Annotated in this window: 14 protein-coding genes; 5 read left to right on the top strand and 9 right to left on the bottom strand. The window is 55.9% G+C overall.

Annotated features, from left to right (window positions below; translation table 11 throughout):
• Positions 1–8: 8 nt before the first annotated feature.
• The 5 genes from Pla100_RS12475 to Pla100_RS12455 form a co-directional block, all read right to left on the bottom strand.
• On the bottom strand, positions 9–497 hold the full coding sequence (locus Pla100_RS12475) for a hypothetical protein (protein ID WP_146577997.1): 489 nt from the start codon (positions 495–497) through the stop codon (positions 9–11).
• A complete protein-coding gene (locus Pla100_RS12470) occupies positions 490–3,297 on the bottom strand; it encodes a cytochrome P450 (protein ID WP_146577996.1) in 2,808 nt (935 codons plus the stop codon). The genes Pla100_RS12475 and Pla100_RS12470 overlap by 8 nt, the downstream gene beginning before the upstream one ends.
• A 50-nt stretch (positions 3,298–3,347) precedes the next feature.
• Positions 3,348–3,938, bottom strand: coding sequence for a hypothetical protein (locus Pla100_RS12465; RefSeq protein ID WP_146577995.1), 591 nt, complete (start codon positions 3,936–3,938; stop codon positions 3,348–3,350).
• A gap of 30 nt (positions 3,939–3,968) precedes the next feature.
• On the bottom strand, positions 3,969–4,610 hold the full coding sequence (locus tag Pla100_RS12460; RefSeq protein WP_146577994.1) for a hypothetical protein: 642 nt from the start codon (positions 4,608–4,610) through the stop codon (positions 3,969–3,971).
• Positions 4,611–4,875: 265 nt separating this feature from the next.
• Positions 4,876–7,368, bottom strand: a complete 2,493-nt coding sequence (locus Pla100_RS12455; RefSeq protein WP_146577993.1) for a flagellin N-terminal helical domain-containing protein — start codon at positions 7,366–7,368, stop codon at positions 4,876–4,878.
• A 168-nt stretch (positions 7,369–7,536) separates the two neighbouring features.
• Here Pla100_RS12455 and Pla100_RS12450 point away from each other — a divergent pair, with 168 nt between their 5' ends.
• Positions 7,537–8,424 carry a GIY-YIG nuclease family protein gene (locus Pla100_RS12450; protein WP_146577992.1) on the top strand — a complete coding sequence of 296 codons (888 nt, stop codon included), beginning with the start codon at positions 7,537–7,539 and terminating at the stop codon, positions 8,422–8,424.
• Here the strand turns inward: Pla100_RS12450 and Pla100_RS12445 are convergent.
• Positions 8,408–9,724 carry a glycoside hydrolase family 71/99-like protein gene (locus tag Pla100_RS12445; RefSeq protein ID WP_146577991.1) on the bottom strand — a complete coding sequence of 439 codons (1,317 nt, stop codon included), beginning with the start codon at positions 9,722–9,724 and terminating at the stop codon, positions 8,408–8,410. The two genes, Pla100_RS12450 and Pla100_RS12445, sit on opposite strands and share 17 nt — an antisense overlap.
• A 545-nt stretch (positions 9,725–10,269) precedes the next feature.
• On the bottom strand, positions 10,270–11,295 hold the full coding sequence (locus tag Pla100_RS12440; protein WP_146577990.1) for a glutamine synthetase beta-grasp domain-containing protein: 1,026 nt from the start codon (positions 11,293–11,295) through the stop codon (positions 10,270–10,272).
• 296 nt (positions 11,296–11,591) lie between these two features.
• Between Pla100_RS12440 and Pla100_RS12435 the strand changes: the two genes are divergently transcribed.
• Both Pla100_RS12435 and Pla100_RS12425 read left to right on the top strand, forming a co-directional pair.
• Positions 11,592–12,125: a hypothetical protein gene (locus Pla100_RS12435; protein WP_146577989.1), complete on the top strand. Its 534-nt coding sequence runs from the start codon at positions 11,592–11,594 to the stop codon at positions 12,123–12,125.
• Between the two features lie 233 nt (positions 12,126–12,358).
• Positions 12,359–12,790: a peptidylprolyl isomerase gene (locus tag Pla100_RS12425; RefSeq protein ID WP_146577988.1), complete on the top strand. Its 432-nt coding sequence runs from the start codon at positions 12,359–12,361 to the stop codon at positions 12,788–12,790.
• A 23-nt stretch (positions 12,791–12,813) separates the two neighbouring features.
• Here Pla100_RS12425 and Pla100_RS12420 read toward each other — a convergent pair whose 3' ends face one another.
• Positions 12,814–13,503, bottom strand: a complete 690-nt coding sequence (locus tag Pla100_RS12420) for a hypothetical protein (protein WP_146577987.1) — start codon at positions 13,501–13,503, stop codon at positions 12,814–12,816.
• 240 nt (positions 13,504–13,743) lie between these two features.
• On the opposite strand from Pla100_RS12420, the gene Pla100_RS12415 reads away from it, so the two are divergent.
• Both Pla100_RS12415 and Pla100_RS12410 read left to right on the top strand, forming a co-directional pair.
• Positions 13,744–14,274: an SET domain-containing protein gene (locus tag Pla100_RS12415; protein WP_146577986.1), complete on the top strand. Its 531-nt coding sequence runs from the start codon at positions 13,744–13,746 to the stop codon at positions 14,272–14,274.
• A gap of 85 nt (positions 14,275–14,359) precedes the next feature.
• Positions 14,360–15,541: a cysteine desulfurase family protein gene (locus Pla100_RS12410; protein ID WP_146577985.1), complete on the top strand. Its 1,182-nt coding sequence runs from the start codon at positions 14,360–14,362 to the stop codon at positions 15,539–15,541.
• A gap of 395 nt (positions 15,542–15,936) precedes the next feature.
• Here the strand turns inward: Pla100_RS12410 and Pla100_RS12405 are convergent, their stop codons facing one another.
• On the bottom strand, positions 15,937–18,093 hold the full coding sequence (locus Pla100_RS12405) for an APC family permease (RefSeq protein WP_261344789.1): 2,157 nt from the start codon (positions 18,091–18,093) through the stop codon (positions 15,937–15,939).
• Positions 18,094–18,099 lie beyond the last annotated feature (6 nt).

Here is an 18,099-nt window from a genome sequence, read left to right as displayed (position 1 = left end):
TTGAAATTTCAAGGATAGAGGTTGGCCTTGGCGATCGCCGCTGAGCTTCGCCGCCATCGATCGGGTCCCAAGGCCCAGATGTGCAGAAAGAAGAACACAAAATCGAGCCCGGCAAAGATCATGAACGGCTTGGGAGCATCCAGGATATAGCAATAGTAAGAATAAAACCCGACGGACCAAATTTTGCCGACAATGCAAACCAGCACAATCCCCATGTAGCGATTCGGGTCACGAGCGGCCAGCAAATACAGCAACGCCATGATGACCAGAAACACTCCGACGAGCCTCAACCAAATGCTATCCGCGCCCGGTTTGGGGGTGATCAAATCAAAGAAGGTCGTGGTCCAAATCGGGGCGAAGGAGACGAGGACGCCAAAGAATCCATCGTACAACGCTCCGATCGAAAGAAAGCTGCGTTGCCACCGATCGTAGTAGTTCTGAAGGTATTGATACTGTTCGGTCCGTGTGACGACCGTTTGACGAGTGTTCTCAGGCATCCGGACTGCGCCTTGTGTCTGGCGGGATGGTGGGCGGGTTGAAATCGACAATGAGGCTCGAAGGAAAAGGCCCGGCCATTTGAAGGCGACCGGAGTCACCCTCGGCACGCCGAAGGCCGGGTTGTTGCAAAAGTGGTTTTAAAATTCCTGGAATTTGCAACTGGCTGATTCGTTGGCCGAAGCATTCATGCATGCCCGCGCCGAAATGCAGGTAGTGGCTGGCCGGGCGATCGATACGGAACTCATTGGGTGAATCCAATTCACGACGATCAAACATCGCCGACCAAGTCAACGCGACCACTCGGGCACCGACGGGCAACCGCTTCCCGGCGAGTCGATAATCCTCCGCGACCACCCGAAACAGCCCTGGGTTTTGTGGATTGAACCGCAAAGCTTCGAATACGTACTTCGACAAAAGTTCGTCATCGTTGGCGAGCGCGGCTTGTTGAGCCCCAGCTAGCTGTTGTGGCCGATCGAGAAGTTGGTCCAAAGCTTGCGCCACGCACTTTGCGGTCGTCGGGATCATGCCAACCAATAGTCCCAGCAGGTTGCTGCGAATTTGTACATCATCCATCCGTTCAAAGCCGTCACGCTGCATTTGCAAACACCGACCGAGCACTGTCATCTCATTCGGATTTTTCTTCTGATCTTGGATTTGCTGATCAATCGCTTCGCGACATTCCGTCGCCGCACGCAATGCCTTGGCGTCGACCTCCGGTGGGTTATCGGGAATGAACAGATAACGAAACATCAAGCTCGCATGTTCCGCGAACCGCATGTCGTCGTCGTTCGTGATCCCCAGATAGTCCCGCGTCAGATGGGTCGGCACGATCAAACCCAAGTCCGTCGCCACGTTCAGGTGGCCTTCGGACTTCTTGATGATCGCGTCGGCGGACTGCTGTATCGATGGCACAATGATCTGGGCGGCATCGGTCCGGCGAGTCGCCTCTCGCATGTTGGAGACATCTCGCTCGTACGTTTCCGAAGGCTGCATTCCCAGGAAGAACTCACCGCCATTGGTCAGCCGCGACATCTTTTCGCCATACGTGACAAAGAACGCTTGCTTGGCGTTTAAGACTTCGACAACATCGCGATACCGCGCGACGAGGTAAACATCGCCTTTCTTGAAGATCGGCTTGAAGGTTCTCAGCAACCAGAAAAACGTCAACTGATGCTTGGCAATCCAGGCACTCATCGCGGCACTGATCCAGGCCCCCACTGCGGCGAACAATCGTGAAGGAAGCGAGCTCAGCCATGCCCAAAACGATTGAGGCTTCATCGCATCGGTTGGATCTCGACGGGGCGGATCGATATCCGGTGGCGGTACCGCCGGCGTATCGACCGCAGGCGGCAAAGTCGCGGCCGGGTCATATGTCGACAGTTCTTCCATGACGCGCCCCTGGGCAATTAAACGCAACGCCGTCAGGCTGGGCAAGAAGAAATATCCGCCACCTCGCAGTTCAACGAACTGCGGGATATCCGTCAGAAAGTGTGCCGGTTGAGCTTCGGGTCGCTCGGGGTCACCGGGAATGACCATCGAACCTTGACCGGTATGGTTTCCCATGATCGGGTCGCGGTCGTTGCCCAGCCCGAAGTCGTTGCCGTAGTTCACCCATTCTTTCCACACGAACTCAAACTGGCGGTTGATGCTCGCGTTGACCACCATGAAGTTGATGCCGCGTTCTTCCGTGTCGTCGGCGGTTTGGTCGTAGGGCACCCATTTTCCATACGGCAATCCTCGGCGAGCAATGCGATGGCGGCACGCCAACCGTCCATCGAATCCGAACGTGTCGCGAGGATTCATGCGTCTGACGTGCGATCCCAGTGGAACTCGAGTTCCGTCGGGATCGTCAGCATAGGAGAAATCATTATTACGCATCGGATCATTGGCGACGGAGGCGTCCTTGTGAAACGGACACAACTGCATCGGGGTGCCGTCGTCCCAACGCCCGATCATTTTGGCTTTGACTAGCTCTTCGCCACCGGGATAATGCTCGGCCTGTTTCTTGGTGAATTCTCGAAACGCTGCGACGTTCTGGTGCAGCTTCAGGTAAACCAGGAACGAGCTATTGCGGGACAACAAATGAGGCCGAGGCGAGGCCGGCACTTCGCCGCCTTCATCAAGATAACCGAGTAAGAATTCGCCCGTCTTGACCGGCTCCCACTTCCCCCCCGGGACCGGAACTCCTCGACCTGGACGAGCGGGAATGCCCGAACCAAGGATGTCCGGATTGCCAATCCCATCGGTGTATCCGAAGTGTTCTTTCTTGGTCGGCTCGCCATCGACGACCAATGCCGCTCCGTCTTGCGAACCGAGAATCAAGATCCCGCCATGCTGCTCGATACGAGCTTGCACGTTGCTGGTCATCTGCTCGCGAGCGTCTTCGCTTAATGCATTAATCACCAATAATAAATCAACGCTTTCCTGTCGCCAAATGGTTTCCCAATGTTCCGGCGAGTTCTTACGCACGTGATTCAAATTGATCGAGCGTTTGAGCATCCCTTCCTGGAATTCGAACGGGAATCCGGCCAAGGACTCTGCCGGCAGTTTCAGTTTCTGTAATCCGGGGTATGAGATCGCGATGTTTAGGGTCTGTTGCGGCTTCTCGCCTCGCCACCACTCCGATGTCGTGATGTCGGGAATCAATCCCGAAATCGTTCGGCGGGCCGATAGACCATCATGGCTCTCGCTGGGATCCAAGATGCGACAAAACAGATATCGTGAAAATGGAAATCCATAGCCCCTGAGGATATTTCCCTGGATATCGGTTAGGTCCAAAGCGGGTTGTGGTGAGACCATTTCTTGATTCAGCCGTCAGTGAAAATGCGGGGCATTGATCGAGCGTGTTGTCAATGTGTTTTCAAGGTTCTCATGAACTGGCGAAAATCTGCTTGCAACGCAACCGGGTCTTGCCGTGGCGTCTTCAATGCGAACTCACGAAACTGAGCCTGCAATCGAACGGCAGCTCGGACTTCATACAAATTGGCTTGTGGATAGGCACCGAAAGAGAACGTCGCATCGAAACGACACCGCTCAACATAATCCAAAAAACTTGCGATATCGTTGGTTCCTGGAAAGGCAACGCAGTTGCAATAGATTTGCTCCAAGACGTCCGGAATTTCTTCGAGCATCGACTGCAAACAAATCTTGTAGTCCCCGGCAATGACCGAGGACATCATCAAATAAGGTGAATTCAAATGGTCCGTCGTCGTGGGAAACCCTTGGCACGGAAGGTCGTAGAAGATCACGAATCGGCAGAATTGCAGGTTCGGAATGCGCCTAAATGGACTTGCCTTGCCGTTAGGAAGTTGATGCAGATACTCTCGGATGCGGGTTTGATAGGAAGTTCCGTTTCCCTCCGGTTCGGTGACCTTGATCGGCGTCAACGTTGACAGCATGTAGTTCTGGTCAACACGATTTCCTAACGCGTAGCCTGCCATATTGCTTCTGCCTTTGCGGTGGAAAGAGTCTTAGGAGAGAGAAGCGGCGCTGGCGACCACTTCGCGATGCGTTTGTTCCCACTCGGTGAGACCGTTTTCGCCGAGATGATTTTGGACCCTGATTAAGAACAACTCGTAACTGCGAGCAAATTCCTCGGGGCTCATGTGCCGAGATTTCTTTTCGAACTCGTAAAGCTCATCCGAAAGGCTCAACGCCGATGCAACTTCCGTCGCGGAAGACTCCGGAGTCGCGTTGTAGTAATAGATTGACGAAAACTCGTTGTGTTTGATGTATTGGAAAAACTTGCCCTCCGGAACCGCTCCAGGAAACTTTTCACTCCATCGCCAAATATTGTCCAAGCCGATCGGAATGACCTGCGAAAACGCATCGATGTACTGGTCCCAGCTTCCGTTGAAGTTACTCACGAAGAGCAAGTAGTCGTACTCGGGCCGGTCTCGCGGTTGGTCATCGGCGAGATGGGGAAGTTGGTCGCGACTGAGAATGCTCCAGTGCGCGAAGTGGATGAACGACAAGCGGATCAATCGTTCTTGGATCTTGGCGAAAAAACCCCAAGTAATCATCCGAAATAGAAAGCGAAGGATGTAGCTTTTCCACCATCGCATGGGAGAGATGGTCGTAATCGCGGTCGCTTTGCCTGAGATATTGGCCATTGACTTCGCTCCTCGGTGCTGACTAAGAGCGGGTCATTTCAATTGGTCTTGCCGTCAAAAGCAAGCACAGGCTTCGGATTATTTAGTGCCGTTTGCTCGCCGATGCAATTTTAGTGATTGATGAAGCCGGATGATGCCCATTGGAGGATCCGTAATGCGACGCGTTCGAAGTGGTCCAAGGCCTTGTGCGTCAACGCAAAACCGCTCGAACGTGTTCAACGCTCGAGCGGTCGATGCTTGAAAATAGTGCCAGAGTCGGCGAACGTTATCGCAGCAGCGACAACACGTTTTGCGGGTTCTGGTTGGCCAGCGAGAGCACGTTCGTACCCGACTGGACGAGGATCTGGGCTCGCGTCAAGTTCGCGGATTCTTGGGCGAAGTCGGCGTCTCGGATCGAGCTTTCGGCTTCTTGCAAGTTGGCCAACGTGTCGTTCAAACTGACGATGTTGCTTTCGAGGGTCGTGGCTTGGAACGCACCGAGTCGACCGCGGATCCCGGTGACTTGGTCGATCGCATCGGTCACGATTTTTGCGGCCAAGTTTGGATCGTTGGCCAACGAGGCGGATTCACCGCTGCCGAGTTGGAACAATCGTCCCGCCGGTCCGCCCAGTCGGGCCGTGCTGACGCTGCCGATGCCGATCCGAGCTTGTTGGTTGCTGACGACATCGGCACCGAGTTGGAACAAGGCTCCACCACCGTTGATCGTGAAGCCGACGCTGTCGTCCGAACCATCCTTGACGGTGATGGAGATGTCCAACGTGGCGGTATTGATCGACAACGTGTTGCCTCGACCGTTGGCGTCGACGCCGTTAACTTTAGCCTTGATGTCTTGCCCGGTGACCCGTCGACCGGCTCCGATCGGAGATGTTTTGATGGTTCCTCCATCGTCTTCTTGAATGACTCGCAAGTCGACGATGGCGTCACTTCCATACTCGGTCGAAGTCAGGATCAGGTCTTGGCCGTCTTTCGATGCGGTCACGCCCGTCGCGTCCTGAACCAAGTTGATCTGAGTAATCAAATCATCGATCCCGGTACCGGCACTGACGTTGAAGACTTCCGAACCACTCTTGCCGAGAAGTTCGAAGACGACGCTCTTGGCCAAACCGCCCGAAGCGGCCAATCCACCGGCAAACGCGTTCTCGGTGTCCGTATCGGTGCCGCTGTTGAAGGCGGTCAGCGTGTTGCCCGCTTCGACTTCGGCATCGTAGGTGCCTTCGTCGGTGATCGCGGTGATGATGTCATCTAAGTCGACGTCGGTATTTTCTTGAACCGTGATGGTGATATTGCCATCCGTATCGACCGTCGCGGTGGGCGGACCGACGGTCGCGGTCGTTTGGAACGTGATCGTGTTGGTATTGGCGTCGGCCCCTGTCGATTTGGCTGTCAAGTTAATTGACGCGGTCAACGTAGCTGCGTCGACGCCGCCGGTTAGGTTGGTGATCGTCGGGGCAGTGGACGTGCCGCCGTCATAATCACCCACAGGGATCGTATCGCCGTTAGTCAAGACGGCATCGAAATCGGCTAGATCGTTGATCGCACTGGCGATGCTCGCGAGTGATTGGTCGGTATCGGGATCGATGGTGACGACGATGTCGCCGTCCACATTGACGGCGACACCGAACGTTGCTCCAGGAGTGGATTCGTCGAAGATAATGTCGCCATTAAAATCTTCACCATCGGCCGTGGCCGTCACGGCAATCGTAGCGGTACTGGTGGAAGCATCGGCACCGCCCGCCAAAGCGGCCGGACCGCTTGTGATGGCTGAGGTGGCAGCGACGACGTTGGCCGATACGTCGGTGGTTGCAAACTCGAAGTCAGCGTCAGCCCCGAGGAAGGTTGCGATTTGTGCGAGCGTTTGCCCCTCTTCAAGAGTGATCGTTACCGTCCCAGCGGCTTCTACGATCGTCGACGCAGTTCCACCAGCCGCTGCAGTTGTGGCGATGACAACGTCCAAGCCTTCACCCAGGGCTCCTTCGAAGGCACCACCTGCCTTAGTTGTCAACGTAAAATCACCGCCGGGCGTTCCCCCACCCCCGTCGTCCAAGCTAACGGTGACCGCACCGGATGCCGCTTCGGTTTGCGGATTGGCTTGAGTGAATACCAGCGAACCTGACGCAGCATCCGCCGTGATCACCCGCTGTAGGTCCACTGAACCGGCCGAAGTAGCCGGGGCAATGGCGGCGGGGATCGACGGGATCGTGATCGAAGCCTGTTCGGCCGCTGCGGTCACAGTGACTGACACGTCGAGTGAACCGATCGCACCTAAGTTGGCCTGGTCGACTTGGAGGTTGGTGATGTTGTTGAAGTTCGTGCCGGCTTTGGTGAGGAAGTCCAAGTCGCCACTGAGTAGCTTTCGTCCTTGGAAAGTCGTCGTTTGAGCGATCCGGTTGATCGCTTCAAGCGAACTGTCAATCTGCAACTGGTTCGCCGCGACTTCGTCTTCGCTGAGGGCACCCGTGTTGGCGGCCTCGACGACCAATCCTCGCACGTCGTTGAGCAGGTTACTAACCTGACCGAGGGCGCTGTCGGCGGTGCTGATGATCTGGCTGGCCCGGCGGGTGTTGGAAATCGCTTTGCCAAGGCTGGTGATTTCACTTCGCAAAGCCTCGCTGGCGATCAAACCGGCGGGGTCGTCCGAGCCACTGTTGATTCGCAAACCCGTGCTCAAACGCGTCAACGCTTGTTGCAAGTCGTTATTGCTAGATTGCAAGCGGTTTTGTGCAACGAGCGATGGAACGTTTGTGTTGATACGAGTCATGGTATTGAATCTTCTGAAAGATGTGAGTGTCTAACGTCTCACTGGTCGTATCGGCACGTTGACGGGTGAATACGAAGAAACAATGACGAGATTTTTCTCATCAATCCCGAAGAGCCTTGCAAACCGCCTATAATCGACAAGGCTTAACAAACATTTCAAACTGGGCAAATGAAGCAACTCAGACAAGCAATCGTGATTCTGTTCGCCGTCAGCATGGCGATCCCATCAACGACCATCGCCCGCGAACCGGCCGTTCAACCCGCCCAGTCTTTCACACCCGACGAGATCCGGCGTGCCTTTGCAGCGTCCCACAACGGCTACAGCAGTGACGAGCTGATCGTCGACGAAACGTTGCGGTTGGCGTTCATGAGTGAATTGGGTATCGACGCCTCCGACCCCCGCACAACTGACTCGCAGACCCGAGCGGCGTTGGAGTTGTTGCGACTGCGAAAGACCGGGAAACTCGACGTCGAGACCACCCGGTCTCGTCGCGAAGACTTGTCGCCGGTCACCGAGACGGCGGAGATCGCGGTTCGAACCGTCTTAGACCGCCACCAGGTAACGATCGATCAGGTGCTTTGCGATCCTAACCTTCGCAATGAACTACAACATGAAGCCGAGAAAATCAGGCCAAACGTCGAGGCCAGATTGATTCGCAAGGCGGTCCTGCGTCTGCGGAAGATCCGACGACTTCGCCCGGAATTGGTGCTCCGAGTGGCCCAATGGGACACCGAAGTCAGAACGATGCCGGTCCTCAATTTGGACTGGGATCGGATTCCGGAGTCGCCCGGCGTGTACTTGTTTCGCGATCAGAGCGGCTATCTTTATATTGGCGAAGCGTCCGACTTGCGCGAGCGTCTGACACAGCATTGGTCGGGCAGCCACAACGAGGGCCTCGCGGGCGTGTTGACCGGTGAATCTCCGAGCGAGGAATCAGTCACCCTGGAATTGCATGTATTCGCCGATGACTCGCCCGGCCGCCAAGCTGCCATGCGCCGAGCTTACGAAAGCGAACTGATCCGCAGTCGCCAGCCAAGATTCAATCTGCGGCCGTAGGTGATTGGTCGGCTTCGGAAAGCCCCGGCGATACTATCTCTTCGAAAGGAAAGTCGTCGCCGATTTCGCCTCGCAGTAACCGCCCCGCTTGGCCGGTCAAACGCAAGTAGAAATCACTCGGCAGGCCTTCGTAATCGCTAAACGCGACCCCTGCACCGACGGGTGGATTGTTCGTGCATTTGAAGATTGCGGTAGCCTCGTCCACTTCGTCAAACATCGCCACGTAAATCATTGATGCATCAATCCGCTTCGCCGCCGCGATTTGTGACCAGAGAAACTGACCTTTCAGACGAGGAATGTCATTCAGTTCAGCCCCAATGAGATTGTGCCAACTGAAACCTGGAAAGACGACGGGCAAAAAGTCCAAGTCGTTGCGATCGCACCACTGCTGATCCTTCGCCCAAACCTCTTGGGCGTGCCGCGTCGCTTGATCCGGCGTGCGATATCGACCGATGGTCCAGGGACTCAAAATATCAGCCTTTCGCAAAACCTCGTGCATCATCGCGTCCGTCACGGCGTCACGGGTTTGTTCTCGCCAGAATGACGGAATCCCAAGCATCACCGTACAACCCTGCTGCTTAAACCAATCGATTAACTCGCTACAGTATTCGAGCGAGTAAGGCCGGTTATCTGAAAACCCGATACCCCAAATGGCCACGACGGGATGGCCGTCATGATTCAAGTATGCGGTGTCCTGAGCAACGTTCATCGTTCGCTGCAAGGCGAGCCAATCGTTCTGCACTAATTGCGGATCGTCGGTACGCATCCCTGACAGATCATACATCACGGCGAATGCCCTACCGTATTGGTTCGATCCGTCCATGGCATTCTTCAATACCGAGTCTTTGTGTCGACGTAGTTTGTCGTTTCCGACCCCATTGGCGAATCTCTGGACGAAAGCACCGTCGATGCCGTAGTCCTGCATCCACTTGAAATGCCGCAGTACTGTCTTACGATTGGCGCTGCTGAAAACTTCGGCACTCGAACCATCCATGTGGACGAAGTTGGTGGGATACCGCTCATCGGCATCGTACTCTTCCAACTCCGGCCACAAGTCGACGGTCACGTTGCCTGGCCCAGGAGTTTGGTTTCCATGGCGCGCCCAGTGTGCCCAGCTCAGGTCGGCACCGTCTCCCTCACAATTGAACCACCCTTGGTATCCGCACATCACCTTTCCGGTCAGGGTGGATCGATCAACAACCGAGCGGCTTGAGGGAACGCCAGAGCTGCCTTGGGCGACGATTCGCGTCGGTCCGAGAACGACACACCAAACGATCGCGAACGTAGTTATTAATTTCATCTCATTGAAGCATCGCACGTTCGCGGCCGGTTCGATCCGAACTTGTCATCAGCTTGGCTCGGACATCCGATCCTAGCGGGCTGTCGGTTTAATCGTAACCCGACGCGTCAGTTCTGAAGTTGCACTTTTGCCTGTGGCATTGGTTTTTCGTAACCCGCTGCGTGAGCGAGGGATGAGTCAATATCAATTATCCCTCGCTTACGCAGCGGGTTTCGAAAAAAGTGCAACTTCAAAACGCGGCAGCAAGGTATTGAACGCCATAATTCTCGTTTAAGTATCCCTCGCTCACGCTTCGGGTTTCGATGAGAACTAAATCAACACGCCGCTAGCAGGTGAACGGGGAGTTTTAGGTCTTGGTTTAAGTTTAGGTTTAGAAGGATCGGTCCTGGACGTTGCCGGGTCTCCGCTATCGCTGCGACCCAGCCTACAAAGGGACCCAGCCTACTAAGGGACCCAGCCTACTAAGGGACCCAGTCTGCGAATACGAAAAAAGCCCCTGGCATCGGGGATGCCGGGGGCTTTCGGGTTTTGCTTCGCGATCTGGATTAGACGGCGGCGGGGACGTTGGCGGTGCGGACCGTGGCGATGATCGCGCTGGCGACCATGTATGGGTCGGCGTTGGAGGCCGGACGACGATCTTCGAGCCATCCCTTCCATCCCTTCTCGACGGTCGCGATCGGAATCCGGATCGACGCACCGCGGTCGGAAATGCCGTAGCTGAACTTGTCGATCGATTGCGTTTCGTGCAGACCGGTCAAACGCTGATCATTGTCGGCACCGTAAACGTCGATGTGTTCGGCGATACGCGGTTCGAAGGCTTGGCAGATCGCTTCGTAAACTTCTTTGCTTCCACACGTACGCAAGGTCGTGTTGGAGAAGTTCGCGTGCATGCCGCTGCCGTTCCAGTCGCCCTTGACCGGCTTGCAGTGGTAATTGATGACCATGCCATACTTCTCGGCGGTACGATCGAGCAAGTAGCGGGCGATCCAAACTTCGTCACCGGCGCGGGCGGCACCCTTGGCGAAAATTTGGAATTCCCACTGGCCCATCATCACTTCAGCGTTGATGCCTTCGACGTTCAAGCCGGCTTGCAAACACTGCTCCAGGTGATCTTCAACGATCTCGCGTCCGACGGCCTTGCCGGCACCGACGGAGCAGTAGTAGGGGCCTTGAGGGGCGGGGTAACCTTCGGCGGGGAAACCGATCGGCTTGTTGGTTTCCGGATCGAAAATCGTGTACTCTTGCTCGAACCCGAACCAGAAATCTTCGTCTTTGTCTTTGATCGTGGCCCGGCCGTTGCTGCGGTGCGGTGAACCGTCGGCGTTGAGCACTTCACACATGATCAGAAAACCGGTTCCCGAACGATCGGGATCGGGGCAGCAAAAGACGGGCTTGAGCAAACAATCGCTCGAGCCGCCGGGGGCTTGCTGGGTCGATGAACCGTCAAACGACCAAATGTCGGCGTCTTCGAAGTTGCCACTGAAATCTTCAACGATCTTGGTCTTGCTGCGCATGCTCTGGGTTGGCTGGTAGCCGTCGAGCCAGATGTACTCCAACTTGCACTTGGTCATGAACGCGAGTCTCCTCAGACTGGTTTTGGTCGCCCAGTGGAACACGCCTAAGTGATTCACAATGGACGACGGAGAGAACGAAACTTTAGGACTGAAAACGGTCTACCCAACCGCATGGCCCATCGCACGCAAACCACGTGGTTCGCTGGTGCAGCTTGCAGGCACGTTAAAATAACCGAAATCCTGTCGGGTTCCAGTGGTAGGGCGAACAATCGCCTCGCCCCACGCCGCGCTGAACCCTATAACAACGGTTGACTTACCGCGATTAACCACCTTTTGCCGGATTGTTGGGAAACATGTCGAGCGACCCATTTCATTCCAACCCCCCCCATTCCATGGGTGATGGCAGCTTTTCCGATGGAAACACGTCACCACCGAAACGTCGTCGTTGGTGGTGGTTGCTCGGAATCGGGGCGGCTGTTTCGCTGGTATCACTGATCATCTGTTGCGGCGTGCTGACCTACGGTTTTTCCATGGTCGGCTGGAAGGTCTTTGAACCGGTTCGCATGGAACTGAACGCAATCGCCCAAGTCCAAGAATCCGCTGGGCGAGTCGACAAGCTCACAATGAATTTCAGCGAGTCCACCAAGGAAGGGCAATCCAATCCCGGATTCGTGGTGCTCGACGCGGAGACCACTAATGGACCTTACCAATTTTCTATCAAAATTGGGGCAGAGGCGCAAATCGAACAGGGATTCATGATTCATCCTGATGGGACTCGCGAGGAATTGAAGCTCAACGGATCAGGCAACAACGCCGATGAAAGCCCCGATCCCGTCGAAACCGATCCCGACGCCGTCGACGCAAGTTCCGATTTGCAAACGAATTGAATTAGCCGCACCACGTTAGCGGCGGTTAACGGGACGTCAACCGGGGCTAACGCCCATCGGCTAATCGTTGTAGTTCCGAATCCGAATCAATCAACGAGCCGTCACCCGTCGAGATTGGATGGCGGGGGTGCGTACCTCCCGACCGCCGTCGGATTGATTCAAGCGTGACAGCGCGTTATCGTCCCGAACGAACTCATTGCACCGCACACGCCCCTTGAACCCACCAAAGAAACATGAAAGTTGCCACCTTCGAAACCAGTCGCGGCACCATCAAGGTCGAACTGTTTGATGACAAAACACCCAAAACCGTTGGAAACTTTGAAGACCTCTGCGAAAAGAAGTACTACGACGGTTTGAAATTTCACCGCGTCATTCCGGATTTCATGATCCAAGGCGGGTGCCCGTTGGGAACGGGCACGGGCGGCCCTGGATATCAATTCGAAGACGAATTTCATCCCGAACTGCGTCACGACGGCCCCGGAGTGCTGTCGATGGCGAACGCGGGTCCGAACACCAACGGCTCACAGTTCTTCATCACCCACACCGCCACGCCGCATCTTGACGATCGCCATTCGGTTTTTGGCAAGGTGATCGAAGGTCAAGACGTGGTCGATTCGATCAAGAAAGACGACGAGATGGTGACTGTTCGAGTTACCGAGGAGTAGGTTCCGGCAATCGCCGCCTTGAGTTATTGGTGATCGCAACCGCCGCCGCAACCACAACCGACTTGGTTGGGTTCGAGCAGAGCGCCGCAACCGTTGCAACGCCAAGTGCCGTCCAAATGCGGGCTGCGGTTACGAACTCGCAAACGGGTTTCTTCTGCGTAGCCCGCCCAAACGTTGCTGTACGAATTTCGCGATCGGAATAATTCTAGAAATGTACTCGAGGGCAGATTCGGTCTTTGGTGTGGCCGGCATTCGCTTTGGCCTTCGATGCATCCCGACTCCGCTCGGCTGATCAACGCACCGCATCCATCACCGCATGAATGGCAACCGTTTGAGCGGCATTGGTGAGCGGTGTGCGGGGCACCCTCGCAATTGGCGTCTCCACAACCACAAGAATCGGGCACGTAATGTGGGTTCATGGTCGGCGTCACGACGCTGTACATCTCGTCGATCGCCTCGGGATGAATCACCGATGTCGGCTCGCCGGCGGAATGTCCGTGAATCCCTGTTAGGGTCGAACCGGTTGATTCGGGGGTTGAGACATCCGACGACGACGCGGGAGATAACTCCACTTCGGAACTCGAGTCCTGATCGATCTCTTGTGACGCCGCACTGGCCCAATCGCCAAGCAGTTCGTCCAAATCAGCGTAAACGGCCGGTGCCAAAACGACCGACGAGAGTGCACAAAGCAATAACGAGAAAGAACGAGTCATGGTTCACCCTGGATAGAGACGGAGCCGGCCGATTTCGACAGTCCATTGCTTTTCATCGACCACCCTTCGCCCCCGCTCGGATTCAAATGTGTGACCTGACGCCCGAAATCCGATCGGCGAACTTAACGATCGAACTAACCGTTTCAATCGATTCATCGATTGACGTTTGGCTCCGGTTTGATGAAGCTAGCGACTGGGCCGACTAGGCAAACTGGTAATTTTTCTCTTCGTATCAACCGCATGACTACCTTGGACAAACAACGTCGCAAAAAACTGCAAGCCCTGGTCGATAAGGATTTCTACTACCGATCTTATTACGACGATGACGTCGAAGTCCGATCGTCAGGCAAATGCGGTCACGGCGTATACGCCGTTCGGCAATTCTTGCCAGGGGAACTGGTGATGGAAGTCACCGGCCAATTGATCCCCAAAAAGGCCTACGAGGGCAGCGAATACGTGATGGACCTCGACGAGAAATGGTATCTCGAACCGAGTGCCCCGGGCGCGTTCATGAACCACTCGTGCAGCCCGAATTGCGAACTCATTCAATTGACCGAGTTATCGCTCGGCGTCGTCGCGATCTGCAACATCGAAGCGGAATCCCAAATCACGTTTGACTACGCATGGGAAGCGTTTGATTGGAATCCGGAATGTCAGTGCGGTGCCCGTAATTGTCGCGGCTGGGTCGTCGCCGAAGACGAAGTCAAGAAAATGAAGCGTTTGGCCAAGGGTCGTAAGAAGGGAAAAGACAAGAAAAAGAAAGACCGTTGACTCAGATTATCTGGAATGCGAACGCCTCCGAGCTAGGCTGTTCTGTGCGACTGTCGTTACCACGCTCTCTTTCTTGCTTCTTCCCGTGTCGCTGATTTACCTCGACTTCAACCGTACGACTCCGGTGGCCCCCTCGGTCATCGATGCCATGCAGGCGTTCTGGACGACGCACTTCATGCTGCCGTCCCAATCGCATGTTCACGCTTCGGCCGTCAACGAGGCGATCGAGAACGCGCGGGAAGGTGTTTCGTTGCTGCTCGGCTGCGATCCGTTCGAGGTGGTCTTCACCAGCGGCGGAACCGAGGCGAACAACCTGGGCATCCTGGGTGCGGCGATGATCTGCCGCGCCGGCGGGGATTCGACGGATCTAGTGCCGGCCTATCCGTGCAACCGCGACGAACCGGCACCGCACGCGTTGGTCGCCGAGATCGAAAGCGAGGCCGTCCTCGCATCGGCAATTCAACTTCGCTTGCTCGGTTGGGAAATCGAAACGGTTCCTTGTAACTCGTTCGGTATCCTATCCACGCACGAGTTCCAATCACGATTCCGTGAAACGACTCGCTTGGTATGCCTGCAACTAGCCAACCCCGTCCTCGGGACGATTCAACCGATTCGTGAGTTGGCGGACTTATGCCACAACCGCGGCATCCGCGTGCACTGCGATGCGACGGCAGCGGTGGGACGCATCCCGATCGATGTCAACCAACTCCGCGTCGACACGTTGTCATTGACCGCCCACAAGATCTACGGACCCAAAGGCGTGGGGGCATTGTTCGTACGTCGCGGCTTGGACTTGCACCCGATCTCGTTCGGTGAATCGCGAGAAATGGGTTTGCGAGCGGGCAGCGAGAACGTGCCCGGCATCGTCGGTCTCGGCGCGGCCGCTTCCTTGACGGCACGATGCGTCGATGAAGCCCAATCGACGCTATCGGAATTGAGCGACCGTTTGATCGACGGGTTGCGAAGCACACTCGACGGCCGAGTGACGGTGTTGTCGGAACATTGCGATCGACTACCCAACACGATCGCCATTGAAATGGGATGCGAAGCCCGAAGGTTACAAAAGGCAGCTCGCCACATCGTCGTCGCGTCCGCCCAATCAAACCATCCGCCCGACGAAATGACTCGCATCCTCCGCGCGATCGGACGCACTGACAAGCAAATCGGGCGCACGCTGAGGTTCTCGGTCGGCTGGACGACCAGCCGCGAACAAATCGATAAAGCCGTCGACCTACTAGCCGAAGCCAGCGAGTGCTTATCGCTGTAATGAAGTCGTAACGCCAAACTCAGCGATAACGCACGTAGGCCGGGTGAAGGAGGCTTTGCGACGCCCACCCGGCGTATAAACCAATAAGCATTGGTTTCAAAACTTAAACTTAAACTCCATAGCCTAGTATTCCAGCTCACCTTGTTTTTCGGGTAGACCGTAGTGGATCTTGTTAAAGATCCCATGCTGAAAGGATCTTTAACAAGATCCACTACCCGAAAATTGAACTGCAGAGGAATACTAGAGCGAGCCAAGCTCGCGAATCGCTCCCGGTCCTGCGGACCGGGACAAAAGCGGGTTTTGGTTTTGGTTTAAGTTTAAGTTTAAGTTTAGGTTTAGGTATTCATGGATGGATGCCGGGTCTCCGCTATCGCTGCGACCCAGCCTACTGAGGACTAACCACGGCGACTGATCACGATGATCGGTGATTGGGTTTGGCGGGCGATCTTTCGGGTAAAATTGCCGAAGAGTTTTTGCTTGGGACCAAGACGTTGAACACCCAGGATCACTAACCCGGAGTCGCCCGCTTGTTCGGCGATCGTCGCGACGGCGTCGTTGCTCACGATGACTTCTCGCTCGCACGTCGCACCGGAGTTCTCCTTGGCCGTTCTCGCTAGTTCCTTCTCCACACGACGTCGGTCGCCCATCGACATCGATTCGGGAACAACCCGCAAGAATTTGACTTGTCGTTTTTGCTTGCGGGACAAACTTGAAAGTAATCGGGTCAATAAATAATCGTGCCCGCCACGGCCTCCGACGGGCACCAGAATGCGTTCGGTTTGGGCCAACTGCCAATCTTTCGGTGCCCGCAACACCACCACATCCGTCTCGAGTTGACCGAGCAATCCTTCCAACGGCGTATCTTGGCTGTCCTCGGTAATCTCACTCAAACCTAACAAGACCGACTCGCATCGGTGCAGTTTGGCGACTCGGGCGATCTCCTCCATCGGTTTGGAAGAGATCGTCGTCAAGGTTTCGCACCGAATGCCCATTCGCACCGATGACTGCAACACCTTATTCTGAACATCGCGGAGTCGCTCCAGCGGCCTCGGGTCCTCGTCCGGGTTCCAATCCACCGGCGCGACAAGTACGGTCTGAACCAGCACGCGACCGACGTACCAGGGAACGAGCGTGTCGGCAAGCGTCACCATCGCCCCGGCGTTGTGTGGATTGGCGATCGGAACAAGCACCAACGGCGTGGTGCCCCTTAATCGCGACAACTCGGGATTGGCGGCGATATTGGAAACATCTGTCAACCGAGCCCGACGCGCGAATAAGGTCAGAAACAAGATACCACCCAAACTCAACCACACGACCGCGATCTGGCCGGCTGCGGGAACGGCGATGCCTTGAAAAATCGCCAGTGCCAAACACGCCACACCTCCAACAACAGGTACCAACGGGTACGCCGGAGAACGAAACGGCGGCGGGTCGTCATGACTCCGCTGGCGCACCAGAATCGCAAGCACATGTGCGATCGCAAACGTGACCAAAAAAATCAAACTCGATGCCGCACCGGCAGCGGCCACATCGGGCAAGATAACGATCAAACCACCGATCAAAATCATTGTGACCAACACCGCAACCCACGGCGTTCGTGTGCGGGCACCCAGATGCGAAAGGATCGAAGGCAAGGTGTTGTCTCGCGACATCGCCAGAGCAATCCGCGAGGCGGCAAACAAGTTCGCTTGCAGGGCCGTGAACATCGACAACACGGCCGCAACAATCACCAACCAATACCCGGTTGCTCCGAGGTAACGTCTGGCCGCGATCGCCACGACCTCCTCGGGATCGTTCCCTGCGAACTCCGCGATCGTTTGCCCAGGCGGCGTTCCGACCGCTACAAGCACGAACAGCAACGGAATGTAAATCAGCAACGCGATGACAAGTGACAACAGCATCGCTCGCGGCACGTTCTTTTCCGGCGATTTGACTTCACCACCGACCGCCGCGATCAGATCAAACCCCTGTAAGGCGATGAAACTGTAACCCATCGCTTGGATCAAACCGCCGATCCCGGCGATGAAAAACGGCTGAAGGTTTTGTCTCGTCGTCGAAAAATCTTGACCGGCGATGGCCCACAAACCGCCCAAGATCAGGACACTGAAGACGACCACTTTGGCCACGTTCACCCACGGACCGCCGCCGCCCGAACGTAACATCATCACCAATCCCAAACCCAACGTGGTCACCAACGCGATCCCCGGTGCCAAACGTGGGTCGCTTAGCCAACCGGGAACCTCGCCCCGAAGTGCCATGAGTTCGCGGATAAACAACGCGGCGAAACTACCGAAGCCGATCGCATACAACACGGCGGCGACGATCGACGCGAACCACACGACCCACCCGACCGTGAACGCGGCCTCGACGGACAACACCTTGCGGCTGAACAAATACGTGCCGCCCGATTGTGGGAACTTGGACGCCATTTCGGCGAAGCTCAGCGCCGTCAGCATGGCGATCAGACCATTGATCGCGAACGCGGCAATCGCGGCCGGTCCGGTCGTCGCAAACGCCACGCCCGCCAACGCCAAGATCCCACCACCGACGATCGCACC

It is taken from the genome of Neorhodopirellula pilleata (genome assembly GCF_007859915.1).
Classification (GTDB): Bacteria; Planctomycetota; Planctomycetia; order Pirellulales; family Pirellulaceae; genus Rhodopirellula; species Rhodopirellula pilleata.
Note: the sequence above shows the minus strand (reverse complement) of the source record. Positions and strands in the feature narration are given on the sequence as shown.